Raw genomic sequence first — 15606 nt, 5'->3', positions numbered from 1 at the left:
CGTGTTCCTTCCTAGTTATGATTCGTCGTGATCATTATTGATCGACGACGCGCCAGAAATTGTTATTTTATGCGCCAACGCCCGTTAGCGCAATATTTGGACGCCCTGATCTCGCAAAAAGTCGTAAACTTTTTGCAGTTCAATCGTCAATTAGTAACCACGCTCTGCAATAATTTTATCTGCGAAGTTTTTCGGCACTTCAGCGTACTCGTGAAACTCCATAGAGTAAGACGCACGGCCTTGAGTTGCAGAACGTAGATCAGTTGCGTAACCGAACATTTCGGATAGTGGTACTTGAGCACGGATGATCTTAAGACCAGCCACACCTTCGTCCATGCCTTCAATGATACCGCGACGACGGTTTAGGTCACCAACAACGTCACCCATCCAGTCTTCCGGAGTGGTTACTTCGACATTCATCATAGGTTCTAGAATCACAGGTTGTGCTTCTAGTGCACCTTTCTTGAATGCCATCGAGCCAGCGATCTTAAACGCCATCTCGCTTGAGTCTACATCGTGGTAAGAACCATCAAATAGTGTAGCTTTAATATCTAGTACAGGGTAACCCGCTAGAACACCACTATTCATTTGCTCTTCGATACCTTTCGATACCGAGCTGATGTATTCCTTAGGAATCACACCGCCCACGATTTCGTCTACGAATACGAAACCTTCACCAGGCTCAGAAGGCTCAAGTTTGACCCAAACATGACCGTATTGACCACGACCACCTGATTGACGAACAAACTTACCTTCAACTTCCGCTTTACCACGAATGGTTTCACGGTAAGCAACCTGAGGTTTACCAACGTTACAATCAACGCTGAATTCACGCTTCATACGATCAACGATAATGTCTAGGTGAAGTTCACCCATACCTGAGATCAGAGTCTGACCTGATTCGTCGTCCGTTTCCACGCGGAATGATGGATCTTCCGCTGCTAGTTTACCTAGCGCGATAGCCATTTTCTCTTGGTCTGCCTTAGAACGAGGCTCTACAGCAATCTGAATAACTGGTTCAGGGAACTCCATGCGTTCTAGAATCACTTTGTGGTTCTGATCACACAGTGTGTCACCTGTTGTTACGTCTTTCAGACCGATAGCAGCTGCAATATCACCAGCGCGAACTTCTTTCACTTCTTCACGCTTATTCGCATGCATCTGAACGATACGACCGAAACGCTCTTTCTTCTCTTTTACTGAGTTGTAAACAGCGTCACCCGAGTTTACAACACCGGAGTAAACACGCATGAAAGTTAACGTGCCCACGAATGGGTCAGTCGCAATCTTAAACGCTAGCGCAGAGAAAGGTTCGTTGTCGTCAGCATGACGCTCAACTTCATTTTCTCTTTCGTCGACACCTTTAATTGCAGGTACGTCAACTGGCGATGGCAAGAACTCAACTACTGCATCCAGTACCGCTTGAACACCTTTGTTCTTAAACGCACTACCACAAGTAGCCAGTACGATTTCGTTATTTAGTGTGCGAGTACGTAAAGCTTGTTTGAGCTCAGCTTCAGTCAATTCACCTTCTTCAAGGTACTTGTCCATCAGCTCTTCGCTAGCTTCAGCAGCGGATTCAACCATGTGGTTGCGCCACTCTTCAGCAAGTTCAATCATGTCAGCTGGGATGTCTTCGTAAGTAAACGAAGTGCCTTGATCGGCATCATTCCAGTTGATCATTTTCATCTTGATAAGGTCGATGACACCTCTGAACTCATCTTCCGCACCAACGTTCAGCTGGATTGGAACAGGAGTCGCACCAAGACGATTCTTAATTTGGTTCACAACGCGTAGGAAGTCTGCGCCCGCACGGTCCATCTTGTTTACAAATACCAAACGTGGAACGTGGTATTTGTCTGCTTGACGCCATACAGTTTCAGACTGAGGTTCAACACCAGATGAGCCACAGAACACAACCACAGCACCATCAAGTACACGAAGAGAACGCTCTACTTCGATAGTAAAGTCAACGTGTCCAGGGGTATCAATGATGTTTACGCGATGCTCAGGGAACTGTGCTTCCATACCACGCCAGAATGTAGTAGTCGCAGCGGATGTGATAGTGATACCACGCTCCTGCTCCTGCTCCATCCAGTCCATGGTTGCTGCACCATCGTGAACTTCGCCGATTTTGTGAGAAAGGCCAGTGTAGAACAGAATACGCTCAGTTGTGGTTGTTTTTCCTGCATCTACGTGAGCACAGATACCGATATTACGGTATAGCTCAATAGGAGTTTTACGAGCCACGATTGTATCCTCTTACTAAGGTGTACCTTAGAGTATAGAAAAGTGCTGCGAGAGAACCTCGCAGCACAGAAGGTATTACCAACGGTAATGAGCGAACGCTTTGTTTGCGTCAGCCATGCGGTGAACGTCTTCACGTTTCTTAACCGCAGTACCTTTGTTCTCAGACGCGTCTAGCATTTCAGCAGCTAGGCGTTGAGCCATAGATTTTTCACCACGCTTGCGCGCAGCTTCAACCAACCAACGCATAGCAAGTGCGTTACGGCGAACCGGACGTACTTCTACAGGTACTTGGTAAGTTGAACCACCAACACGGCGAGATTTAACCTCTACCGCTGGGCGAACGTTTTCAAGAGCTTCTTCAAAAATAGCTAAGTGGTCTTTACCAGACTTTTCAGCCATAGCATCTAGTGCAGTGTAAACGATTTTCTCTGCAGTAGATTTTTTACCGTCAACCATTAGGATGTTAACGAATTTTGCCAGCAATTCAGATTTGAATTTTGGATCTGGAAGGATCTTACGCTGACCAATGACGCGACGACGTGGCATGGATTTATCTCCGTTGTCTTCTTCAGGTTTTATCCAAAACTTTTCAGTTTTTTCAAAAAATTAAAAATAATTTAGTGTTTGGCCTTACTTAACGGAATCCATTAAGACTTAGGACGCTTCACACCGTACTTAGAACGACCTTGTTTACGGTCATTTACGCCAGCACAGTCTAGTGCGCCGCGAACAGTGTGGTAACGCACACCTGGAAGGTCTTTAACACGACCACCACGGATTAGAACAACTGAGTGCTCTTGAAGGTTGTGACCTTCACCGCCGATGTACGATGTAACTTCGAAGCCGTTTGTCAGACGTACACGACAAACTTTACGAAGTGCTGAGTTAGGTTTTTTAGGTGTAGTAGTGTAAACACGAGTACATACACCACGTTTTTGTGGGCACGCTTCTAGTGCAGGCACGTTGCTTTTAACAACTTGCTTTGCACGTGGCTTACGTACCAACTGGTTAATAGTTGCCATTAACTAGCTCCTGATTTACTTGAAAGTAAGCTTTGTGAAAAATCTATCCCCAACTGCCAATGCAGTTAGGGACGCAAAATTCTATGCAGCAGTGAGAGGTGTGTCAAGAAATATACGGATCTTTTTTGTTCAATTAGAACAATTCATCCGTAAAGCTTTGTCGACAGCAAATCTTGTTCAATCCCAAGTTAGGGATTTATCCTGTTTTGCTGTTAGTTCAACGAAGCCTGAGTAATTCACAATCGTCAGCGATGGACTGATACGATTTGCAATACCGCGAGCTTGCGCATCGCTCTCTAACACAAATACGCTGCGATTTTTTAGATGGGAAAATGCTTTATGTTGCGAGTTAGCAGCGTACACTGCATCTTCTATAAGTAAGATGTCATCCTGTTCACTGCATAAAGGCATAGCGTCTTCTAGAGCAGAGACTGTTTTTATGATGTGTAACATAACTTCCTCAAAAAGACAGTAGCTTGCCAGCGTGTTGTAACTTAGCTTTGAGCTGTTCTGAGCTTAACGCTTGGGCTTCAATGACTAAATCCGCTTGCGCCAAACCTCGCTGGGTTAACGACTCTGAACACACAAAGACTTGTTCGATGTCGTATAAATCGAAAAGCTTTAACATCGGCGCGTAATCTTTACTCAAAATATTGTTGGGGTCTTGCCCGAGTAGAAGCTGGTATACCCCGTCACCCATGAAAATGACGCTGATATCTTCACAGTAAGCCGACGCGGCTAACAGTGCATCCACACCTTCACGACCAGCTGCACAGCCATGTGGCGCACTACGAAATAGATAAGTTAACTGACTCAAAACTGTACCACTCTGTCTTGGGTTAACATCGCTTCAGCTAGGCTACCTAAGCCTGCTTGTTCAAAACCATCGGCTAGATTGTTCTGAACCAAACCATGTTGATTCGCTTCTTCTTCACTTACAATCCCGCGACGCAAAGCGGCCGCGACACAAGTTTCTAGGCGAACACCATGCTCTTTAGCCAAAGACTGCCACGCCTTATTGAGATCAAATTCATCGTTGGCTGGCACACTCAAAGCAGTACCATTAGTCACACCATCTTGATAAAAGAAGACGCTCACTAGCTGATGGCCTTGCTCTATCACCGCTTTGGCGAACTGATAAGCACTGCGCGCTGACTGGCTGCCATAAACGGGACCATTCACCACTAACGTGTAAGTCAGTTTACTCACCTTTCATCATCCTCGGTTTTACGTTGACGAATGTACAAGTAAACGGTGTGTTTTGAAATATTAAGGCGATCCGCGACACGGTTGATGGCATCTTTAATATCGAAGATACCTTTGTCGTACAACTCCATCACGATCTGGCGATTTTTGGTGTTGTTAGACACGGATTTATCCGCATTGATCTCTTCGATGGTGCGTTCAACAGTTTGGTCCACCAGCTCTTCTACGTCACTAGCAAAGTTGACCGAGGAAGCCGCTTCTTTCGCTTCTTGCGTCGGCATGAAAGACTGAAGGACTTGCGAGAAAGGCGCATCCAAGTTGACGTTGATACACAACAAACCAATCACGCGATTTTCGCCATTACGAATGGCGACAGTAATCGACTTCATCAACACGCCACCTTTTGCACGGGTAAAGTACGAACGTGAGAAGTTGCGCTCCGAGCCTTCGATGTCTTTTAGCATCTTAAGCGCTAAATCAGTGATTGGTGAGCCGACTTGGCGCCCCGTGTTTTCACCGTTAGCGATTTTAATTGCAGAGGTATTTAAGTCTTCTAGAGAGTGAAGAACGATTTCACAAAATGGACCTATCAGGCTGGCGATACCATCCACGACCGCCTCATAAGATCTTAAAATGATTTTGTCGTGCTCGGTAAACGGCATCACGTTAACGGATTCCATTTCGAGCAACATCTCCGCGTTTATTGTTTCTGTAGTTGTCATAAGCCTTCGAGCGAAAAATCAACAAATTGGTGTAAGTTTATCAGAAAATTTGAAAAGCAACCTAGCAAACTCACCAACTAGTGACCTAGAACAAAAAAGGCCCGTTAAACGGACCTTTTTCAATAACTTATCGCAGCTTATTGTTATTGCTCTGCGTTGTCGTTCTCAACTTTTAGCAGCTCAACTTCAAATACTAGCGTTGAGTTAGCAGGAATGCTTGGTGTGTCTTGGTCACCGTATGCTAGCTCTGGCGGGATAACGAATTTGAATTTAGAACCCACAGGCATTAGCTGAACACCCTCTGTCCAACCTGGGATTACACGGTTAAGTGGGAACGTTGCAGGTTCACCACGATCGTATGAGCTGTCGAACTGAGTACCGTCGATCAGAGTACCTTTGTAGTGTACTTGAACCGTATCAGTGTCTTTTGGCTTCTCACCTTCAGCTGGTGTCATTACTTGGTATAGAAGACCTGTATCTGTCTTCACTACGCCTTCTTGCTTCTCAAACTCAGCACGGAAATCATCGCCAGCTTTTTTCGCTTCAGCTGCTTTCTCAGCCGCTTGTGCTTGCATCTTTTCTGCAACACGCTTGTCTAGAGATTCTAGTGCTGCACGTGTTTCTTCTTCATTCAATTCAGCATTGCCTTTGAAGACGTCTTCGATACCTTTTAGTACCAAATCTTTGTTAAGATTAATGCCGATTTCGCTTGGCTTGTCGATGCTTGTGCTTAGGTAGTTAGCAAATGAAACACCGATTGCGTATGCCGCTTTGTCGTCGTCGGTTTTAAAGTGAACCGCTTTGCCGGTTTCTGCTTGAACTTGTTCTGCTTGAGGTGCGGTTTCTGTTTTAGTTTCTTCTTTCTGACAACCTACCGCTAGCATAACTGTTGCAGCAAGTAGCGACACTTTTAAAACTGATTTCATTAAATTCTCCCAATAATGGCTCTGCCATTGGTTGTTGTGCACAAATCTTCTATGAGACTAGTGAAGACAATCGTTATACCAATATACTAGCTATATGTCTTAAGACACAAACCGGATTATTAGATGTGATGCAAAGAATTTTTCATTTATTCCTATATTTAATTGTCATCACCACGTTAAATGGTTGCTTTTTCGCCGAGCGTGAAGTGCAGCGTTGGCCGATAGAACCTCAAGGTGCGACGAGCTTCGCACTTAGCAGAGATGGACGGTTTGCTCTGCTCTATTCTCAACAACGTCATTTGATGTTGTGGGACCTAGAGCAAAATGAACAACTAGCCAATCTGGGTGAACTCGATGCCGATGCCAATGTGGTTTCCCATATCCGCATATCTGACAATGGTCGCTACGCAATTACAGCAAGCCAAATGAACTTCGCAGTTTGGGACCTAGGCTGGACGCAATCCGAAGGCCTTTGGTCTATCTCTGATGCGCTCATTCGCGACGTTGATATCACCAGTAATGGTGAACAAGTTCTGCTTGGGTTATCCAACGGTAAAGCAATTTATGTCAACTTAGTCACCGGGCGTCGCATGGAGTTCCTTGCGCATCGTGAAAAAGTCAATTCCGTGGCCATTTCTCCTAATGGGCGCTTCGCCCTAACCGGAGGTAATGACTATAAAGCGTATCTGTGGGACACCGAAACCGGACAAGTACTACGAACCTTCGAACATGAACAACGAATTGTTCGCGTGGCCCTGCAAAGAGATGGAAAATTAGCAATGACATCTGATGGCGGAAACCAAGCGATTGTTTGGGATTTAAAAACTGGACAAGAAGTCACACAGTTGAGCAGTTGGTCACGCCAATTAATTTTCTCTACCGCACGATTTTCTGACGACGGGACTCAACTAGTCACAGGAAGCCCTTCTGGCCGTGTGTCAATATGGGATACTCAAACCGGAAAACGAATGAGTGGATTTGAAGTGGAGCCCAAAAAAGACACTCGCCCTCCCCGTGCGGTCGTGTATGATGCAGCCTTTGATTCAAAACAACGCGTAATTACTGCTACTTCAGCAGGTATTGCCCAAGCTTGGCAGTTAGAGAACGGATCATGACAGAAAAAATCATTCAGCAATTGGAAGCACGCATTAATGACTTAGAATGTCAGCTTGCGTTCCAAGAACAGACTATTGAAGATCTGAACGGCGCTTTATCGCAGCAACAACTGCAAATTACCAAGATGCTCGATCAGATGAAATATGTGGTAGGTAAAGTAAAAAATATGGACTCGTCGAATTTAGCCGATCCGTCAGAAGAAACCCCACCACCGCATTATTAAAATGCAGGCTCAAATAGCATAAAGCCCAGAACATGTTCTGGGCTTTGTTGTATTAATTACTTAAGAAGGTACTCAAGAGGAAGCTATTCGTCGGCGTAGATTTTAACGCTCAGCTCGCCTTGCGTATTAATGCCTGCTCGGTACATGCCAGAACTGTTCATCGCAAAGTGCATCTCACCTTTAGCATCAATGGCAATCAAACCGCCCTCTCCGCCCATCTGTTTGAGATCACCTTGGATAATGTGTTCACAAGCCGTATGAATATCTTCTTGTAAGTAACGCATACGTGCTGCAACGTCTTCCGCAACACGTTTACGAATAAAGAACTCACCGACACCCGTAGTGGAAACTGCCACAACGCCATTTTCGGCCACCGTACCACAACCAATCAGAGCCGAATCTCCGACTCGGTTGTATTTCTTATTCGTCACGCCACCCGTACTGGTGGCAGCGGCTAAGTTGCCTTGTTGGTCCAATGCCACCGCACCAACCGTACCGTGCTTACGGTCATCTGGGTAACGAGATTCCGACAAAGCAAACAGTCCTTTCTCACGCATAGACAGCAACTGCTCATAACGGCGATCAGTAAAGAAGTAATCTTGCTCGGTGTACTCATGGCCTTGCTCAAAAGCAAACGTCTCTGCGCCCTCACCCACCAACAACACATGATTGCTGTTTCGCATCACGTCACGAGCGAGTTCAATTGGGTTTCTGATATGACGAACACCTGCGACCGCACCTGCTGCAAGGTTTCGCCCATCCATCACAGAAGCGTCCATTTCAACCATTTCGTTGTTGGTCAGCACTGAGCCTTTACCCGCATTAAAGTTAGGAGAGTCTTCCAATACTTTCACTGCCGCTACGACTGCATCTAAGGCTTCACCGCCCGTTTCTAGAATTTGATGTCCCGCTTTTACCGCAGCTTCTAAATCCGCCAAGATGGATTGTTGCAGCTCATCGCTCATCTGTTCACGCAAGATGGTGCCTGCACCGCCATGAATGGCAATCGAGAAAGGTTTCGTCATCGCTTTGTCCAACTGTTATTCCTTGTATGGTTGGCACTACACCTTAGATAAACAAAAAGCGCAAGTTGAAACTCAACTTGCGCTTTTCAAAGCTTTGCTAGATAAGATTATCTAGTGAAGGAGCTTATGATTAGTGAGAACCACAGCTACCGCCGCCACAGCAGCCGCCTTCTTCTTCGTGATCGTGGTCATGATCGTGACCACCACAACAGCCACCACCTTGGTGGATGTGACCGTGTTCGATCTCTTCTGCTGTTGCTTCACGTGTAGACATAACTTCTACTTCGAAAGTTAGTGTTTGACCAGCTAACATATGGTTACCGTCAACAACCACTTCGTTGCCGTCAACTTCTGTTACTTCAACAGGGATTGGACCTTGGTCAGTGTCAGCTAGGAAGCGCATGCCCACTTCGATTTGCTCAACGCCTTGGAACACGTCCGCAGGAACGCGCTGTACTAGCGCATCGTTGTGCTCACCGTAAGCTTCTTCAGGAGCTACCGTAACTGAGAACTTGTCGCCAGCCACTTTACCTTCAAGTTCTTTTTCAAGACCTGTGATTAGGTTGTTGTGACCGTGAAGGTAATCTAGGGGTGCTTCTGCTGTTGATTGATCAACAACGACACCGTCTTCCATCATTACTTTGTATGCAAGGCTTGCAACAACGTTCTTTTCAATTTTCATACTAACTCCAGGGAGATTAATTGACTTAACCTGAATGGGGTTAAGTACTGAGATATCTGGGTGTATTATGGGGATCAATTATCGAAGTTCAATTACTCCGGCTTAAAAATTCCGATCATTTCCTGATCTGAGTGTTTATTTTTCTCTACAGATTGTGGTTTACGCTGCTCTGTAAACTCACACTCGACACACTCAACTAATTCGATGTTATTTTCAATCCACCAGCGCAGGGTATCTTGCTGGCTGCAATTTGGGCAGCTAGCGCCGGCAATAAAACGTTTCTTGATTTTCACGCTATTTCCTTAGCTTGAGTCTTGGCTCAAGTACTACTTCCAATGATTAGGTGACTGATGGTCGCTCTCCATTTCACGACCAAATATTTCTTCTAGCTCTTTGCGGGCCTCTTTCGCCCTTTGAGCTAATTTCTTATCTTCATTGTGTTGAGGCAATAAGTCCTTAAGCATAGCATTATCCAACTTGCGAAAATGTGCTTCTGCCCGCTTTGCTTGATAAGGATGCATACCCAGTTCTACGAGCGCTTGGCGACCGAGATCTAGCGCCCCTAAAAATGTTTCACGAGAGTAATTCTCTACACCATGACTCATTAACTGGTAAGCCTCGACACGGCTTCTTGCTCGAGCTAACAACTTAAGTTTCGGGAAGTGCACGCGACAAATGTCCACGATGGCCATCACCTCATCAGGTGAATCAGTACAAATAACCAATGCTTCCGCTTTATCAGCGCCAGCTGCCCTCAATAGGTCAATTTGTGTAGCATCGCCATAAAACACTTTGTAACCATACTTACGTAATAGGTGGATTTGGCTGGCATCACTTTCTAATACTGTCACTTTGATTTTATTGGCATACATTAAACGTCCGACGACCTGACCGAAACGTCCAAAGCCTGCAATGATAACGCGTGGTCGGCGATCCACGACTTTCGTGGTCATGCCCTCTTCTTCTTGATTCAGGGTATGAGCAAACCACTTCTTTTGTCCCATCAGCAAAAGAGGAGTCGTCACCATGGATAGACTGACCACCACCAACAGAAACGCCACTTGCTCTTTGGACAAAATGCCCTCTTGGCTCGCCGCGGTAAATATGACAAAGGCAAACTCACCGCCTTGGCTCAAAATTGCAGCCATACGGCTTCTCGCTTTGGCTCCGACACGGGCAGCTCTCGCCAATGCATACAAAACCAAACCCTTAACCACGACCAAAGCCACCACCGCACCGAGAATCTCTAAAGGGTGTAATGCCAATAACCCCAAGTTTACCGCCATGCCCACCGCAATAAAGAATAACCCCAACAACAGACCTTTAAATGGCTCGATAGCGATTTCCAGCTCATGGCGATACTCACTCTCTGCAAGCAAAACGCCTGCTAAAAAAGTCCCCAATGCCATCGAAAGGCCGAGCTTTTGCATCACGACCGAAATGCCAAGCACGACTAAAAGTGCAGCAACGGTAAAGAGCTCACGAACGCCGCTCATCACGACAAAACGAAATAGCGGACGTAGTAAAAAGTGACCACCAATCAACAGTGCTACCACACTGCCTAAAATAGTGAAGACATCCAACCAACTTCCACCACTATGCCCGCCTGCTAGCAAGGGCAACATCGCCAGCATCGGGATCACTGCAATATCTTGAAAGAGCAGCACCGCAAAACCAGATTGCCCCGTTTCGGTACCATTAAGCCCTTGCTCTTCAATGACTTTAAGCGCAATCGCCGTCGAGGACAGCGCCAACCCCATCCCGATCACCAAACTCACTTGCATGCTTACGCCAAACATACTGACGACACTACCAATCACGGCGGTCGTGACCACAACCTGCGCACCGCCTAAACCTAAAATCGGCCCTCGCATCTGCCACAATTTTTTAGGGTTTAATTCCAGCCCTATCAAAAACAGTAACAACACAACCCCAAGCTCGGCAAAATGCAAAATGGCATCAACGTCGCTAATTAAGCCAAGCCCCCATGGGCCAATCAACACACCAGCGAGTAAATAACCTAAAACCGAGCCAAGCCCAAGGCGCTGAGCAATCGGCACCGCAATAACCGCAGCCGAAAGAAAGACCACACTGCTTTGAAGAAACTCACTGGTGATCGCCATACTGACCTCCTCGATCTGCCGCTTGCCAGTTTTCAAGTGGGTTACTCAGCCATCCACGGTATAACTCGGCATGTTCGTAGCGTTCAATATCCGAAACATTTCTTGACCAATACAACACCAGAGGTTCAATCCAGTGCATTTGGCATAGAGCTGCCGTCAGTTCAAACGGTTGCAAGATTTGCTCAAGTGGGTATTTGTTGTACCCCTTCGCACTGAAGGCTTCTTCTTTACCACCTGTTGTAATGACACTGCGCCAGTATTTTCCTTCTAGCGCCGCACCTCCGCCAAACGCAAAGCCTTTACCTAACACTCGGTCTAGCCACTCTTTTAACAGGGCTGGACATGAATACATATAAAGTGGGTGGTGAAATACAATCACATCGTGAGCGAGTAACAACTCATGTTCGTAATTCACATCAATAAAGAAATCAGGATAAACACCGTAAAGATCGTGCACAGTGACGTGATCAAGCGACTGAGCTTTTTTTATCATCACTTGATTGGCAATCGAGTTATGTGGCTCTGGATGAGCATAAATGACCAGAACTTTTGGGAGAATAGACGGTGCAACAGCCAAATGGTCGTCCTTGTGGTTATTTTTATCCGTTATCAAATTGTTATACTTTTTTGTACAGCATAATGCAATTAAAGCGAATCAATCGACTTTTCCGGCCAATACCCCTACTATTCACCGCTAGATATATACCCAAGTGGCTTTAAAAACGATTGAAACCACTTCGCTATGTAACCAAGCAACGCGCACTGCGCAAAGTGAATGAAAACTTTATGATTACCTTCTCTGATATTCAGTTACTGCGTGGCGGTAAACCTCTTTTAGACCAAGCTTCTGCGACTATTCACCCTGGCGATAAAGTCGGTCTTGTGGGCAAAAACGGCTGCGGTAAATCAACGCTGTTTGCCCTACTGAAAGATGAACTGTCAATTGATGCTGGCTCATTTAGCCAGCCTCAACACTGGGAGTTGGCCTGGGTCGCACAGGAAACGCCTGCGCTAGAGCGCACTGCACTGGAATACGTCATTGATGGTGATCGCGAATACCGCGCTCTCGAAAAGCAGTTAGCAGAAGCAGAAACGCAGGACAACGGAACCCTAGTTGCCGAGATACACGGTAAAATTGAAACCATTGGTGGTTACAGCATTCGCGCTCGCGCGGCAGAACTGCTCGATGGTTTAGGGTTCAGCCAAGAGCAAATGAGTTGGAGTTTGACCCAATTCTCGGGTGGTTGGCGTATGCGTCTTAACTTGGCTCAAGCGCTATTGTGTCGTTCTGATCTACTGCTACTCGACGAACCAACCAACCACTTGGATTTGGACGCGGTAATGTGGTTAGAGCGTTGGCTACAAAACTACCCTGGCACGCTGATTCTGATCTCGCACGACCGAGACTTCCTTGATCCAATTGTTGGTCGCATCATTCACATCGAGAATCAGCAGCTGAACGAATACACGGGTAACTACTCGTCATTCGAAAACCAACGCGCACAAAAGATGGTGTTACAACAAGCGATGTTTGAAAAGCAACAGAAGCAGATGTCGCACATGCAAAGCTACATCGACCGCTTCCGTTATAAAGCATCAAAAGCACGCCAAGCCCAAAGCCGTATCAAAGCTTTGGAGCGCATGGAAAAAGTACTGCCAGCTCAATTCGATAACCCATTTAGCTTCCAATTCCGTGAGCCAGCTGCGCTGCCAAACCCAATCATGATGATGGATGAAGTATCTGCAGGTTACGGTGACAACCTCATCTTAGAGAAGATCCGCTTGAACTTGGTTCCTGGCAGTCGTATTGGTCTACTCGGCCGTAATGGTGCGGGTAAATCGACCTTAATCAAGCTGCTCTCTGGTGAACTTAACGCGCAAGGTGGTGACCTAACTTACTCACAAGGCGTGAAAATTGGTTACTTCGCTCAGCACCAGTTAGAAACGCTTCATCCTGAAGAAACGCCGCTGCAACACATGATGCAAATCGCACCCGATCAAACCGAACAGCAGCTACGTGATTACCTAGGTAGCTTTGGCTTCCAAGGTGACAAAGCACTAGAAAAAGTTGCGCCGTTTTCTGGTGGCGAAAAAGCCCGTTTGGTATTGGCTTTAATTGTGTGGCAAAAGCCAAACCTGTTGCTACTTGATGAACCGACCAACCACTTAGACTTGGACATGCGTCAGGCATTGACGATGGCACTGCAAACATTCGAAGGTGCGATGGTGATTGTTTCGCACGACCGCTATTTACTGCGCGCTACGACCGATGACTTGTATTTAGTGCATGATAGACAAGTTGCTCCGTTCGACGGTGATTTAAATGACTATTATAAATGGTTAACCGAACAACAAAGAGCGGAACGCAAAGAAGCGCAGGCTGCGCAGCCAAGCAAAGATACGGCCAACAGCGCAGCTGCGAAGAAAGAGCAAAAACGTCGCGATGCAGAGTTTCGAAAACAGACAGCGCCAATTCGCAAAACGCTGACACAACTAGAAAATAAAATGGATAAGTTAGGTGCTGCACTGGCCGAAGCTGAAGAACAATTGGCGGACAACTCACTGTATGCGGCCGAAAATAAAGCTAAACTTAACCAAGTGCTGGCACTTCAAGCTTCTAGTAAGGCTGAGCTCGAAGAAATTGAAATGGAATGGATGTCTGCTCAAGAAACATTGGAGCAGATGGAGCTAGAGTTTAATCAATGAGTAATCAACACGCTGAATACACACTCACCCTAGAACACCTTTGGCAGTTTAGTCTGCAATTTTATGGTGTGCGAGAAGTGAAAGAGGCGTGTTTATCATTACAGAACAATTATCACGGTAACGTGAACCTACTCCTGCTGCTCAGATGGCTCGATGAGCAGCAACTCATTTTCCAAGAAAAAGACTGGCCCTTGGTGCAAGACTGTCTAGGTAGAAGCGAAACTTTACTTCACTCCTTTCGCGACCTTCGTCGCCACCTTAAGTCTCAAGTCAATGACGCTTTGTATCGTGAGACCTTGCAGTTTGAGCTGCAACTAGAAAAGCAGCAACAAGCGGATTTGGTGGACTGCATTAACTCACTTGCACTACTCAAAAATGATGGTGACCCACTGACGTTGAGATACTGTCGTCAACTCGGTGGGGAGCATTTGCAGCAAGCCTTTGCTATTCCGGTGCCAAACATTCAACCACCAAAACGCCCATAAATCTGTAGAATACCTATAATCTTTATAAAGGATTATATTAATAAGTTCTTCAACGGACACCGAAGGACCGCATAAGAGCAGTTAGGTATGACACAATTTTTCGCAGCCGCCGGGATCAAAAACCCGCATCTCCAAACGCTTTTGCCGCGTTTTATTCGCAAAAAAGCGTTGTTTACGCCGATTTGGCAAACCCTCGATACATCCGATGGCGACTTTCTCGATCTCGCGTGGAGCGAGGACCCAACCCAAGAGCCTGCACAAAAAAAGCCGATTTTTGTTTTATTTCATGGGTTAGAGGGGTGCTTCTATAGCCCTTATGCCAATGGGTTAATGAATGCATTTGCTCAATCTGGATGGCTGTCGGTGATGATGCATTTTCGTGGCTGCAGCGGTAAACCAAACAAAAAAGCACGAGCTTACCACTCGGGTGAAGTGACGGATGCTCGTTACTTCCTAGAGCACCTTGAACAACGTTTTCCTGATAACCCCAAAGTTGCGGTTGGTATTTCTCTTGGCGGTAACATGTTGGCGAATTATTTAGCCCAATATAAAGACCACCCTATTTTGAATGCAGCGACTATTATCTCAGCGCCTTTAGACCTAGCGGCGTGTGCAAACCGTATTGAACAAGGCTTTTCAAAAGTGTATCGCCGTTACCTGCTTTCTTCACTGAAACGTAACGCGTTACAAAAGCATCATCTACTGCATGGTGAGCTTGCGCTGTCCTACAACTCAATAAAACGTGTCACACGGCTGTATGAATTCGATGATTTGATTACCGCACCATTGCATGGCTTTAAAGACGCACAAGATTATTACGACCAATGCTCTGGCTTAAGTAAACTACAGCAAATCACGCTACCCACACTGATCATCCATGCCAAAGACGATCCGTTCATGACCGATGATGTGATACCGAAGTTTGTTCTGCCAGATAATATTGATTACCGTCTCTTTGAGCACGGTGGCCATGTTGGCTTCCTGACAGGAACAGCGTTAAAACCTAAGTTTTGGTTGGAGGAAGCGCTGCCCGCGTATTACGAAAGTATCGCCGCAGATTACCTTTCTGCTGTATCCAAGCAACGAACGCAGTAAACTAGCCGCTCATCATAAAAGTTAG

General features: G+C 46.1%; 18 protein-coding genes. 5 read left to right on the top strand and 13 right to left on the bottom strand.

The window, feature by feature from the left end; genetic code table 11:
* Nucleotides 1-150: 150 nt before the first annotated feature.
* From fusA to fkpA, 8 genes are all read right to left on the bottom strand, one after another.
* Nucleotides 151-2250, bottom strand: coding sequence for an elongation factor G (gene fusA, locus J4N40_RS01715; protein WP_005382794.1), 2100 nt, complete (start codon nucleotides 2248-2250; stop codon nucleotides 151-153).
* Nucleotides 2251-2325: 75 nt separating this feature from the next.
* Nucleotides 2326-2796: a 30S ribosomal protein S7 gene (gene rpsG / locus J4N40_RS01710; protein ID WP_005382796.1), complete on the bottom strand. Its 471-nt coding sequence runs from the start codon at nucleotides 2794-2796 to the stop codon at nucleotides 2326-2328.
* A gap of 101 nt (nucleotides 2797-2897) precedes the next feature.
* Nucleotides 2898-3272, bottom strand: coding sequence for a 30S ribosomal protein S12 (gene rpsL, locus J4N40_RS01705; protein WP_004399892.1), 375 nt, complete (start codon nucleotides 3270-3272; stop codon nucleotides 2898-2900).
* 177 nt (nucleotides 3273-3449) lie between these two features.
* Nucleotides 3450-3725, bottom strand: coding sequence for a sulfurtransferase complex subunit TusB (gene tusB, locus J4N40_RS01700; RefSeq protein WP_005382799.1), 276 nt, complete (start codon nucleotides 3723-3725; stop codon nucleotides 3450-3452).
* A 7-nt stretch (nucleotides 3726-3732) separates the two neighbouring features.
* The gene (gene tusC / locus J4N40_RS01695) at nucleotides 3733-4089 is read right to left on the bottom strand and encodes a sulfurtransferase complex subunit TusC (protein ID WP_053307378.1); all 357 of its coding nucleotides are present in this window, start codon (nucleotides 4087-4089) and stop codon (nucleotides 3733-3735) included.
* Nucleotides 4086-4481: a sulfurtransferase complex subunit TusD gene (gene tusD, locus J4N40_RS01690; protein WP_017821752.1), complete on the bottom strand. Its 396-nt coding sequence runs from the start codon at nucleotides 4479-4481 to the stop codon at nucleotides 4086-4088. Before tusD ends, tusC begins: the two co-directional genes overlap by 4 nt.
* The gene (locus J4N40_RS01685) at nucleotides 4478-5200 is read right to left on the bottom strand and encodes a helix-turn-helix transcriptional regulator (protein WP_005382804.1); all 723 of its coding nucleotides are present in this window, start codon (nucleotides 5198-5200) and stop codon (nucleotides 4478-4480) included. The genes tusD and J4N40_RS01685 overlap by 4 nt, the downstream gene beginning before the upstream one ends.
* 143 nt (nucleotides 5201-5343) lie before the next feature.
* Nucleotides 5344-6126 (bottom strand): FKBP-type peptidyl-prolyl cis-trans isomerase, encoded by a 783-nt coding sequence (gene fkpA, locus J4N40_RS01680; protein WP_017821751.1) that lies wholly within the window; start codon nucleotides 6124-6126, stop codon nucleotides 5344-5346.
* 128 nt (nucleotides 6127-6254) lie between these two features.
* Between fkpA and J4N40_RS01675 the strand changes: the two genes are divergently transcribed.
* Together J4N40_RS01675 and J4N40_RS01670 are read left to right on the top strand one after the other, a co-directional pair.
* A complete protein-coding gene (locus tag J4N40_RS01675; protein ID WP_005381457.1) occupies nucleotides 6255-7241 on the top strand; it encodes a WD40 repeat domain-containing protein in 987 nt (328 codons plus the stop codon).
* On the top strand, nucleotides 7238-7465 hold the full coding sequence (locus J4N40_RS01670) for a SlyX family protein (RefSeq protein WP_005381455.1): 228 nt from the start codon (nucleotides 7238-7240) through the stop codon (nucleotides 7463-7465). The genes J4N40_RS01675 and J4N40_RS01670 overlap by 4 nt, the downstream gene beginning before the upstream one ends.
* 83 nt (nucleotides 7466-7548) lie before the next feature.
* Here the strand turns inward: J4N40_RS01670 and J4N40_RS01665 are convergent, their stop codons facing one another.
* The 5 genes from J4N40_RS01665 to kefG all read right to left on the bottom strand — a co-directional run bounded on the left by J4N40_RS01665 (nucleotide 7549) and on the right by kefG (nucleotide 11872).
* Entirely contained in the window at nucleotides 7549-8490 is a 942-nt protein-coding gene (locus tag J4N40_RS01665; protein WP_053307404.1) for an isoaspartyl peptidase/L-asparaginase family protein, read from the bottom strand.
* A 130-nt stretch (nucleotides 8491-8620) separates the two neighbouring features.
* Nucleotides 8621-9172, bottom strand: a complete 552-nt coding sequence (gene slyD / locus J4N40_RS01660) for a peptidylprolyl isomerase (protein WP_005381451.1) — start codon at nucleotides 9170-9172, stop codon at nucleotides 8621-8623.
* Nucleotides 9173-9264: 92 nt separating this feature from the next.
* Entirely contained in the window at nucleotides 9265-9465 is a 201-nt protein-coding gene (locus tag J4N40_RS01655) for a YheV family putative zinc ribbon protein (protein WP_005381449.1), read from the bottom strand.
* 33 nt (nucleotides 9466-9498) lie between these two features.
* Nucleotides 9499-11295, bottom strand: coding sequence for a glutathione-regulated potassium-efflux system protein KefB (kefB, locus tag J4N40_RS01650; RefSeq protein WP_053307379.1), 1797 nt, complete (start codon nucleotides 11293-11295; stop codon nucleotides 9499-9501).
* A complete protein-coding gene (gene kefG, locus J4N40_RS01645) occupies nucleotides 11279-11872 on the bottom strand; it encodes a glutathione-regulated potassium-efflux system ancillary protein KefG (protein ID WP_005381444.1) in 594 nt (197 codons plus the stop codon). Before kefG ends, kefB begins: the two co-directional genes overlap by 17 nt.
* Nucleotides 11873-12081: 209 nt before the next feature.
* Between kefG and J4N40_RS01640 the strand changes: the two genes are divergently transcribed.
* From J4N40_RS01640 to J4N40_RS01630, 3 genes are all read left to right on the top strand, one after another.
* Nucleotides 12082-14001: an ABC transporter ATP-binding protein gene (locus tag J4N40_RS01640; protein WP_042523641.1), complete on the top strand. Its 1920-nt coding sequence runs from the start codon at nucleotides 12082-12084 to the stop codon at nucleotides 13999-14001.
* Entirely contained in the window at nucleotides 13998-14486 is a 489-nt protein-coding gene (locus tag J4N40_RS01635; protein ID WP_033907158.1) for a TIGR02444 family protein, read from the top strand. Before J4N40_RS01640 ends, J4N40_RS01635 begins: the two co-directional genes overlap by 4 nt.
* A gap of 87 nt (nucleotides 14487-14573) precedes the next feature.
* Complete coding sequence (locus J4N40_RS01630) at nucleotides 14574-15581, top strand: hydrolase (RefSeq protein WP_033907159.1); 1008 nt, start codon at nucleotides 14574-14576, stop codon at nucleotides 15579-15581.
* The last annotated feature ends 25 nt before the right edge of the window (nucleotides 15582-15606 follow it).

This window comes from Vibrio sp. SCSIO 43097 (assembly GCF_023650755.1).
Classification (GTDB): Bacteria; Pseudomonadota; Gammaproteobacteria; order Enterobacterales; family Vibrionaceae; genus Vibrio; species Vibrio alginolyticus.
Note: the sequence above shows the minus strand (reverse complement) of the source record. Positions and strands in the feature narration are given on the sequence as shown.

Coding starts and splice junctions, on each gene's coding strand:
- kefB (WP_053307379.1), bottom strand. CDS start 11,295: ATGGCGATCACCAGTGAGTTTCTTCAAAGCAGTGTGGTCTTTCTTTCG.
- J4N40_RS01665 (WP_053307404.1), bottom strand. CDS start 8,490: ATGACGAAACCTTTCTCGATTGCCATTCATGGCGGTGCAGGCACCATC.
- J4N40_RS01630 (WP_033907159.1), top strand. CDS start 14,574: ATGACACAATTTTTCGCAGCCGCCGGGATCAAAAACCCGCATCTCCAA.
- J4N40_RS01685 (WP_005382804.1), bottom strand. CDS start 5,200: ATGACAACTACAGAAACAATAAACGCGGAGATGTTGCTCGAAATGGAA.
- J4N40_RS01675 (WP_005381457.1), top strand. CDS start 6,255: ATGCAAAGAATTTTTCATTTATTCCTATATTTAATTGTCATCACCACG.
- J4N40_RS01635 (WP_033907158.1), top strand. CDS start 13,998: ATGAGTAATCAACACGCTGAATACACACTCACCCTAGAACACCTTTGG.
- rpsL (WP_004399892.1), bottom strand. CDS start 3,272: ATGGCAACTATTAACCAGTTGGTACGTAAGCCACGTGCAAAGCAAGTT.
- rpsG (WP_005382796.1), bottom strand. CDS start 2,796: ATGCCACGTCGTCGCGTCATTGGTCAGCGTAAGATCCTTCCAGATCCA.
- J4N40_RS01640 (WP_042523641.1), top strand. CDS start 12,082: ATGATTACCTTCTCTGATATTCAGTTACTGCGTGGCGGTAAACCTCTT.
- J4N40_RS01670 (WP_005381455.1), top strand. CDS start 7,238: ATGACAGAAAAAATCATTCAGCAATTGGAAGCACGCATTAATGACTTA.
- tusB (WP_005382799.1), bottom strand. CDS start 3,725: ATGTTACACATCATAAAAACAGTCTCTGCTCTAGAAGACGCTATGCCT.
- fkpA (WP_017821751.1), bottom strand. CDS start 6,126: ATGAAATCAGTTTTAAAAGTGTCGCTACTTGCTGCAACAGTTATGCTA.
- slyD (WP_005381451.1), bottom strand. CDS start 9,172: ATGAAAATTGAAAAGAACGTTGTTGCAAGCCTTGCATACAAAGTAATG.